At 44.1% G+C, this 9,891-nt stretch carries 7 protein-coding genes; 6 read left to right on the forward strand and 1 reads right to left on the reverse strand.

From position 1 onward, the window contains the following. From PN499_RS19450 to PN499_RS19470, 5 genes are all read left to right on the forward strand, one after another. A partial coding sequence (locus PN499_RS19450) for a polysaccharide biosynthesis/export family protein (RefSeq protein ID WP_272033753.1) occupies positions 1 to 1,215 on the forward strand: 1,215 nt, incomplete at its 5' end. A gap of 115 nt (positions 1,216 to 1,330) precedes the next feature. Then, on the forward strand, positions 1,331 to 3,652 hold the full coding sequence (locus PN499_RS19455; protein WP_272033755.1) for a GumC family protein: 2,322 nt from the start codon (positions 1,331 to 1,333) through the stop codon (positions 3,650 to 3,652). A gap of 446 nt (positions 3,653 to 4,098) precedes the next feature. After that, positions 4,099 to 5,466, forward strand: coding sequence for an NAD-dependent succinate-semialdehyde dehydrogenase (locus tag PN499_RS19460; RefSeq protein ID WP_272033757.1), 1,368 nt, complete (start codon positions 4,099 to 4,101; stop codon positions 5,464 to 5,466). A 47-nt stretch (positions 5,467 to 5,513) separates the two neighbouring features. Continuing rightward, positions 5,514 to 5,765, forward strand: coding sequence for a DUF2283 domain-containing protein (locus PN499_RS19465; protein WP_272033759.1), 252 nt, complete (start codon positions 5,514 to 5,516; stop codon positions 5,763 to 5,765). 29 nt (positions 5,766 to 5,794) lie between these two features. Further along, positions 5,795 to 7,432, forward strand: a complete 1,638-nt coding sequence (locus tag PN499_RS19470) for an acetolactate synthase large subunit (RefSeq protein WP_272033761.1) — start codon at positions 5,795 to 5,797, stop codon at positions 7,430 to 7,432. 370 nt (positions 7,433 to 7,802) lie between these two features. Here the strand turns inward: PN499_RS19470 and argB are convergent, their stop codons facing one another. Continuing rightward, the gene (gene argB / locus PN499_RS19475; RefSeq protein WP_272033765.1) at positions 7,803 to 8,699 is read right to left on the reverse strand and encodes an acetylglutamate kinase; all 897 of its coding nucleotides are present in this window, start codon (positions 8,697 to 8,699) and stop codon (positions 7,803 to 7,805) included. 353 nt (positions 8,700 to 9,052) lie between these two features. On the opposite strand from argB, the gene PN499_RS19480 reads away from it, so the two are divergent. After that, a complete protein-coding gene (locus tag PN499_RS19480) occupies positions 9,053 to 9,832 on the forward strand; it encodes an HAD family hydrolase (protein ID WP_272033763.1) in 780 nt (259 codons plus the stop codon). Positions 9,833 to 9,891 lie beyond the last annotated feature (59 nt).

Consider the following 9,891-nt stretch of genomic DNA (forward strand, 5'->3'; position numbering starts at 1 on the left):
GAACAAGCTGCTGACGAGATTAAACAGCGATATGGCAAATACCTCAGACGGCCCGTAGTCACCCTAAAATTGCTGGCCCCGCGACCTCTACAAATCGCTATTGCTGGCGAAGTTCACCGTCCCGGTTCCTATACAGTATCCCCCTCATCTGGCCCCGGTGGCTTCGCAGAGCAAGTAGGAACTCAACTCCCAACAGTCACGCGGGCCCTAAAAATGGCCGGCGGTATTACCCCCTCCGCCGACGTTCGCCAAATCAAAATCCGTCGGCCTCAACGTGGCGGGCCAGAACAAATTATTAATGTCAACCTTTGGGAATTATTGCAGAGTGGTGACTTACGTAGTGATATTACCTTACGAGATGGAGACGCTATTTATATCCCCACTGTTACTGACATCAACCGCGAGGAAAACCGCGCTTTAGCCAATGCCAATTTTTCCTCAGAAAGTAATGAAGCTATTAATATTGCAGTAGTCGGTGAAGTGGCCCGTCCCGGTACTTACACTCTAGGTAGAGATATTCAAACTAATCAAATCACAACCATCGAGGCGAATGGAAATCAAACACTGCTCAGCTCAAACGAACCTCCACCAGACACTAGCGGGCCCAGCACTGTTACTAAAGCAATTAAACTAGCTGGAGGCATTACCCAACAAGCCGACATTCGCCAGATTCAAGTTCGCCGCATCACCCGCGCCGGCACGGAACAAACGATTAGTGTTAATCTTTGGGAACTATTACAGGCGGGAGATATAACCCAAGACGTAATGCTGCAACAAGGAGATACTATTATCGTCCCGAAAGCAGATAATACAAACTCGATTGAAAATGCAGAAGTGGGAAATTCTAGCTTCTCTCCAGATACAATTAATATTAGCATAGTTGGGGAAGCGATCAGACCAGGAGCTATTGCTGTCCCGCCGAGCACTTCTTTAAATCAAGCCTTATTAGCAGCCGGAGGATTTAATAAAGCACGAGCCGATATGAGTTCAGTAGAATTAATTAGATTGAATGCAAACGGTACTGTTTCCCGGCGGACTATCTCTATTAATTTTGAGGCGGCGGTGAATGAAGAGACTAATCCTTTGCTCCGCAGTAATGATGTAATTATGGTAAAACGATCCGGTCGTGCAGCATTCTCAGATAGAGTAGGTGGAACTATAGCTCCTTTCAGTCCCTTCTTAGGAATTCTCAGAGTTTTCGATCTATTTCGATGAGTCAAAAATAAAATTTAATTTACTAATCTCAGTCAAATTCCAAGACTCCAAACCGCGAACTATTGCAAGACTGACTAACAATCTAAAATCCCCCTTAAAAAGTTGTAGGTGAAAAATGAAGCCAGAACCAAATTCACAATTAACAGTAATTAATTCTAAGAAAACACAAGCATCACAGCCAAAATTAAATTCTGTCCTTTATCCAGACGAGTTTTACCAACAGCAAGATAAAACTGAAACAGAACAGACAAGTATCTGGGATGTCTTTCGACGCAGAGCCATTTTAATTGTGGGAGTGACAGCCGCACTAACTACGGCAGCTTTTAGCTGGACTTTAACTCAAACAAATGAATATGAAGGTAAGTTTCAGCTATTAGTCGAACCTGTAATTACTGAAAACACTTTAGCAAAAATTTACTCAGGAGAGCTGAAGCTACAACCAGCCGCACCCGTCAATCAAGAAAAGTCTGGCTTTGATTATAACTCTCAGATTCAGGTTTTGCAGAGTCCCCAAGTCATGTCTCCGATTATTAAACAACTGCAAACCAAGTATCCCGATATTGACTATAAAACTCTGTTCGGAAAAACTACTGAAAACGTCCAATTGGGAGAAGATAAACTCTCGATTAAACGCCTTAATAATACCAAAATCTTAGAAGTACGTTATCGCGATACTGACCCCAAAAAAATCCAATTTGTTTTGGATAAAGTTGTTGAAGGCTATCGCCGTTACAGCCTGCAAGATGGCAAAACTGATATCCGCAAAAGCTCTGATTTTATTCAATCCCAAATTCCACCGTTGAGGAAACGAATCGACGGCGCACAAGCAGAATTACAAAAACTACGGCAACAATATAATTTTATCGATCCTCAAATCCAAACTCAACAACTTGCTCAGCAAATGAGTCAACTTCAAACTCAGAGATTGGACACTCAAACGCAGAAAAATCAACAGGAATTACTCTACAAAAACCTGGAAGCACAGCTAGGATTAGATCAAAGACAAGCATTAATGGCATCTGCACTTACCCAAGCGCCTCGCTATCAGGCTTTACTGACTCAATTGCAACAATTAGAAGCAAATATTGCGATTAATTTAGCTACTTATACTCAAGAAAGTCCGCAAATGCAATCGATGTTAGAGCAGCGCAAAAATTTGCTACCTTTGTTACGACAAGAAGCTGAGCGAGTTTTGGGTACTGACTTAGGTAAAGTTAATCCCCAAGTTTTGGCTTTTCAGGATTCTGTGCGGATGAAATTAATCGAGGAATTGGTGAATACTGCTAATCAAATTCAGGTATTAGGAGTACGCAATCAGGTTCTCGAACAAGCGGAAAAACAGTTAAGTCAATACGCGCAAGTATTTCCTGTGGTGCTTCGCCGCTATGCTGATTTGCAGCGGGATTTAGAAACCAGTAATAATACGCTGAATGGTTTATTAGCCAAACAACAAGCTTTACAACTTGAAGCTGTGGGTGTGAAAGATGTGGCTTGGGATGTGATTGCTAAGCCAGAAATTCCCCGTTATCAAAATGGGGAGTTGATACCAGTTTCTCCCAATATGCCTTTGAATTTGGCTGTAGGCGGAGTTGCAGGATTGCTTTTGGGGATGCTTTTAGCGCAGTTAGCGGAACGGTTTCAACATAAGGTTTTCCACACGCCGGAAGAGGCTAAATATACTTTACAATTGCCTTTATTAGGGGTAATTCCTGTTAGCGATAAAGTTTTGCGGCTTCCTTCTGCTGAGAATGCGGCGATTGATTTGGAAAATCCGCCTACTCCTACAAATGCGTTTCAGGAAGCTTTTAGATCGTTGAATGCTAATATTCGGTTGTTGAATGTTGACAGTCCCATTCGGTCTTGTGCAATTACATCTTGTCAAGTTGCAGATGGTAAGTCTACTGTAGCGGTAAATCTGGCAATGGCGGCGGCGGCGATGGGTCAGCGAGTGTTGTTGGTGGATGCGGATTTGCGGCGACCGCAGGTGCATGAGATGCTATGCTTGCCAAATTGGAAGGGTTTGAGTAGTGTAATTAGTCAAGATTTGGATGTGGAAGAGGCGATTGTGCGATCGCCAAGAGAGGATAATTTATTTGTACTTCCATCTGGCCCATTTTTTCCCGATCCAACTAAGTTGCTTTCCTCTCGGAAAATGCAACATTTAATGGAGAATTTGTCAAGCAAATTTGACTTGATTATTTACGATACTCCGCCGCTTTTGGGTTTAGCGGATGCGAATTTGTTGGGTGCTCATACTAATGGGTTAATGTTGGTAGTGGGATTGAATCAAACTGAGCGAGAGGCCTTGCTTTTGGCCTTAGAAGATTTGAAAATGGCGGGGATTCCGTTGTTGGGAATGGTGGCGAATGGGGATAAGGGAAGCAGGTATTATTATCAATCTTATGGTCAGAATTATTTTGAGCAAACATCGGCTTGATCGTAAATCTAGATCGTTCGGCGGTTGAAACCGCGCAGCACACAAATAAAGTCCGGCGGTTGAAACCGCAGCTACACAAACAAAGTCCGCCTACGCGGACTAATAGATGTTGAGGTATCTCTTATACCAAATCCAACTTAAATAACCCTTTATTCTTTAAGTCCGCGTAGGCGGACTTCGTTTTTGTAGTAGCGATTTCAATCGCCCTTATTAAGGGGTCTGGGAATCTGTTGTCCGATCGCACTGACCCTCAGAAAAAATAAAAAATGCTGGCGATCGCTTCTAAAAAAGATATAATAAAAGTTTGAGAGCTTTAAACTCGATCGCATTGAGGAAGATACGGCACCAGCCGCAAATGAAAATCTTAGATTTACTCAAGTACCACCCCCAACTAAATCAAAGCTTAGAGGGGGTTTTTGCATCTTTTTTGCAAAGGAGATGAAGCAATGGCTATTGCGACAATTAACCCCACAACGGGGGAAACACTCAAAACTTATGCACCCGACTCGGATGCAGAAATTGAGGCTAAGCTGGAATTAGCACAGCAGGCATTTAGCAAATACCGCCGCCTGCCATTTGAACAAAAAGCGAAGTGGATGCAGGCAACTGCGGATATTTTGGAACGCGATCGCGAAAAATTTGCCAAAATTATGACCCTGGAAATGGGTAAAACTTTAAAATCTGCGATCGCAGAAGTCGAAAAATCGGCTTTAGGTTGTCGTTATTACGCTGAAAATGCGCCCCAATTTCTCGCCGACGCACCAGCAAAAACCGACGCTAGCCAAAGTTTTGTCCGCTACCAACCCCTCGGCCCCATTTTGGCCGTCATGCCTTGGAACTTCCCATTTTGGCAGGTTTTCCGCTTTGCCGCACCCGCACTCATGGCCGGCAATGTTGGCTTACTCAAACACGCCTCCAACGTGCCACAGTGCGCCTTAATGATTGCAGAAATCTTTACAGAAGCAGGTTTTCCCCCCGGAGTGTTTCAAACCTTGCTAGTTGGTGCCGATAAAGTAGCAAAAATTGTTACCGACGATCGCGTTAAGGCAGCAACCTTGACAGGAAGCGAACCAGCGGGTGCAAGTTTAGCAGCCGCGGCGGGAAAAAGTTTGAAGAAAACAGTGCTGGAATTGGGGGGAAGTGACCCGTATATTGTAATGCCGAGTGCCGATATCGCCGCCGCCGCGTCAACTGCTGTCACCGCCAGGACGATCAATAACGGTCAGTCTTGTATTGCCGCAAAACGCTTTATTTTGGCAGATGCGATCGCCGACGAATTTCTCAAACATTTTGTCGCCCAAATGGAGGCTTTAAAAGTTGGCGATCCCATGCTTCCAGACACAGATATTGGCCCTTTAGCAACCCCAAATATTCTCCAAGAATTAGACACTCAAGTGCAAGCTTGCATTCAGTCGGGAGCCAAACTCTTGACTGGTGGTCGCCCTTTATCTGAGCAACCAGGAAATTTCTATCAGCCTACCATTTTAGCAGAAATTCCTGTCGATTCTCCCGCCCGCCTTGAGGAATTTTTCGGCCCAGTAGCCTTAGTATTCCGGGTATCTGGAATTGACGAAGCTATTGAGTTAGCAAATAGCACATCTTTCGGGTTAGGAGCATCAGCTTGGACTGCGGAAAAAGTAGAGAGCGATCGCTTTATTTCCGAACTAGAAGCCGGATCTGTATTTATTAACGGTTTAGTTAAATCTGACCTTAGATTGCCCTTTGGTGGCATTAAACGTTCTGGTTACGGTCGCGAATTGAGCGTCCAAGGAATTCACGAATTTGTCAACATTAAAACAGTGTGGGTGAAATAAATTGAAATAATCGGGAGGATAGGTGAAACCTATTAGGTGGACAGTTCATGCGTTGCAAAACCTCGCAACTCGTGAAATTAGCTGACAAGAGGACTTTAGTTATGAAAGTAGCTTACGATCCCGAAACAGATTCACTGACAATTACAATGCGAGAAAGTCGGATCAAAGAAAGTGATGAAGTTTACCCAGGTGTAATTTTAGACCTTGGCTATGATGGTGAAATCGTGCGATTTGAGATTTTGTCAGCATCTAAACTTGTCCAAAAGCTCCCCCAAGTTCCAGTTGTTTTAGGCGAATAAATCCCAATTTACTGAGGAGAAAAACGGAAATGAATACAGCTCAATTATTAGTAAAATGTCTGGAAAATGAAGGCGTAGAATACGTATTCGGACTGCCTGGCGAAGAAAATCTCGAAGTTTTAGAAGCCTTGAGAAATTCTTCAATTAAGTTTATCACCACTCGCCACGAACAAGGTGCAGCCTTCATGGCCGATGTTTACGGCCGCTTGACAGGAAAAGCCGGCGTTTGTTTATCTACCTTGGGGCCAGGCGCAACTAATTTAATCACTGGCGTTGCTGATGCTGATTTAGACGGTGCTCCCCTAGTAGCAATTACGGGACAAGTCGGTACAGACAGGATGCACACACAATCTCATCAATATTTAGATTTGGTCGCAATGTTTGCTCCCGTTACTAAATGGAATGCTCAAATTGTGCGCCCTAGTATTACTCCCGAAATTGTCCGCAAAGCATTTAAAATTGCTCAGAGCGAAAAACCCGGAGCCGTTCACATAGATGTGCCAGAAAATATTGCGGCGATGGAGGTTGAGGGTATTCCCCTTAACAAAGACGATCGGGAAAAAACCTATGGTGGCTTTCAAAGTATCAATAAAGCAGCAGTCGCCATTTCTAAAGCTATTAATCCCCTAATTTTAGTTGGCAATGGAGCAATTCGTGCTAATGCAAGTGCGGCTTTAACGGAATTTGCTACTCATTTAAATGTCCCCGTTGCTAATACTTTTATGGGCAAAGGAATGATTCCTTATACTCATCCCTTAGCCTTATGGTCGGCGGGTTTGCAGAAGCGGGATCACATTAGCTGCGCTTTTGATAATACCGATCTAGTGATTGCCATTGGCTATGACTTAATTGAGTATTCGCCCAAGAAATGGAATCCTCAAGGCACCATTCCTATTATCCACATTGGCGTTGATCCAGCAGAAATTGACAGCAGCTATATTCCTATTGTAGAAGTTTTAGGCGATATTTCTGACTCTTTGAATGAAATTTTACGGCGGACAGATCGCAAGGGAAAACCAGAACCATTTGCCGTACAATTACGAGCCGATATTCGCGCTGATTACGAGCGCTATGCTAAAGATGATGGTTTTCCTATTAAGCCCCAAAAAATAGTTTACGATTTGCGGCAGGTTATGGGGCCGGATGATATTGTGATCTCAGATGTGGGCGCTCATAAAATGTGGATGGCGCGTCACTACCACTGCGATCGCCCCAATACCTGTTTAATTTCTAATGGGTTTGCGGCGATGGGAATTGCGATTCCAGGCGCGATCGCAGCTAAACTTGTTTATCCCGACAGGAAAGTAGTAGCGGTAAGCGGTGACGGCGGTTTTATGATGAATTGCCAAGAGTTAGAAACTGCGCTGCGAGTAGGTACTAATTTTGTTACTCTCATCTTTAATGATGGCGGCTATGGCTTGATTGAGTGGAAGCAAGAAGATTACTTTGGCAAGTCAGCTTTCATTAAGTTCGGCAATCCAGATTTCGTGAAATTTGCCGAAAGTATGGGTTTGAAAGGCTATCGAGTTGAAGCTGCAAGTGATTTAATTCCTATACTCAAAGAAGCCCTTGCCCAAGATTTACCTGCTGTGATTGATTGCCCTGTAGACTACCGGGAAAATGCTCTTTTTAGCAAACAAGCTGGAGGTTTAAGCTGCAAAATGTAAATTTAGGTAATTGGTAATTGGTAATTGGTAATTGCTAATTGCTAATTGCTAATTTAGGAGTTACGCAAAACTATCCGTAATATCAAATCCGGTTGCATCGGGATTGTATGGACGGGGGGCGGGTTTATAAGATTTGTCGATACTGATCGTACATATAGGCGAACCCGCCCCTAGGGAACTTAATATCATACAATTCCGAATCAAACGGAAATGGTATCACGTCGAAGCCAACTAACACTCAACAACTAACAACTAACAACTAACAACCAACAGCTAACAAAGAGTTGGGTTTCACTTTGTTCCACCCAACCTACATTCTTAATTACCCTTAGCAATTACCAATTACCCATTACTCATTATCCATTACCCATTATCTCCTTCTAAATTCTGAAGCAACTATCATCGATCCAATCCCTGCATCTGTGAATATCTCTTGCAGCAGAGCATGAGGAATTCGACCATCAATAATATGTGCCGCGTGAACACCTTGAGCCAAACTGCGGACGCAACAATTCACTTTAGGAATCATCCCACCAGAAACAATGCCAGACTCCATTAGCCCCCTAGCTTCCTGAATGTCTAGCTTCGCAATCAAAGTATCTGGATTGTGATAATCCTCCAAAATCCCGGCCGTATCAGTCAGCAAAATCAACTTTTCTGCCCCCAACGCCGCCGCAATTTCCCCCGCAACCGTGTCCGCATTGATATTGTAAGCTTGTCCTGTTTCGTCCGCAGCTACGCTGGAAACTACTGGAATGTAGCCCCCATTAACCAGAGACTCCAGAAGATTGATCTTGACGCTACTGACTTCCCCAACAAAGCCAATACCTTCTTCACCTTGGGGGCGGGCTCGGATCAAATTAGCATCTTGGCCGCATAACCCTACCGCCCGGCCTCCCGCTTGGTTGATCAAGGAAACAATCTCTTTATTTACCCTTCCTACCAATACCATCTCCACAACATCCATCGTCGCGGCATCTGTCACCCTCAGACCATTCTTAAATTGTGGCTCGATCCCCAACTTAGCCAGCCAAGTGTTAATTTCTGGGCCACCGCCGTGAACAACAACGGGGCGCGCTCCCACACAGGAAAGCAGTACAATATCCCGCATCACCTTATCTTTAAGGTTGCTGTCTTTCATGGCTGCACCGCCGTATTTGACAACAATGGTGCGTCCCGCAAACTGTTGAATGTAGGGCAATGCTTCTGAGAGTACCTCAGCCCTATTGGTTTCAGACTTCCTGGGAAAATCGCTTTGTTTGAGCATGGCTAGTAGAATTACATTTTCACAATTATTTAAAGATAATAGCGATCGGGTGTCAGCTTTTATCGCAACTGCCCAGAGGGTTAGAGTCCGGCTAATTGCTGAAACCCTTATTGCGATCGCCCTTTTCCTTCTTCTTTCTTTCTTCGGCTTGATATCCCCTTGACTTTTTGCTGACACCCTCAAAGGAATAGGGCGATCGCTCTCCCAAACTCCTCTAAAATGCGATCGCTCCAAGTGCTGTCAGTATTATAGTTTTTTCTAATCAACTTCTTAGGAAAAATCTCTCTACAACTTATGGATTCCTTGGTAAAGTAAAGAAATGTATTGTATTTGTAGATTTTAGTTAACGTTTTATGACAACCAGTGCAGTCTCAGAGTCGCCCCCAGCCAAGTTTTACTCCCACCCAGACAGTTACTCATTTTCCCCGAAAATGACCGTATTCTGCGACTTAGATGGCCCCATCGTTGACGTATCCGATCGCTACTACACTACCTATAAGCTCGCATTAGCGGATACTCAGGCAGCTTATCAAGCTCAAGGAGTCTTTCTAAACATCACACTACTTAGCAAGCAAGAGTTTTGGGAAATGAAGCGCGAGCGAGTACCCGACGCTGAAATTGCCAAAATTTCGGGATTGCAAGGTTCGCAAATTGATGCGTTTCGGCGACGAGTAATGGAAATTGTCAATGAACCAGAGCTTTTGCACTTAGATCGGCTTCAGCCAGGAGTACAATGGGCGATCGCACTTCTTCACTCTCACGGCGTGCGTCTAGTTCTAGTCACATTACGCTCCCAAAGTCAAGCCACTCAACTCTTACAAAATTACGGTCTCGCCAGACTCTTTACCTGCATTCGCGGTACTCAGGTGACAGATGCTGCGTATAATAATTATGCTAACTTGAAAACGCAACTGTTAGATGAAGTTGTAGAAGAACTAGATTCATCAATAGACTCTGCTTGGATGATTGGAGATACCGAAGCAGATATCATCGCCGGTCAAGCTTTAGGTATTCCCACAATTGCTGTTACCTGCGGTATTCGTAGCACTACCCAACTGCACGCATTGCAACCCACCCGTATTCTCAGCGATCTAGTTTGCACTGCTCATCACTTATTAACAGTTAATTGTTAATGGTTAGGGAAAGAAGGGGAGAAGGAAAGAAGGGGAGAGGGGGAGGATGGGTAATTAGC

The sequence above is a fragment of the Kamptonema animale CS-326 genome, assembly GCF_028330895.1.
GTDB lineage: Bacteria > Cyanobacteriota > Cyanobacteriia > Cyanobacteriales > Microcoleaceae > Kamptonema > Kamptonema formosum.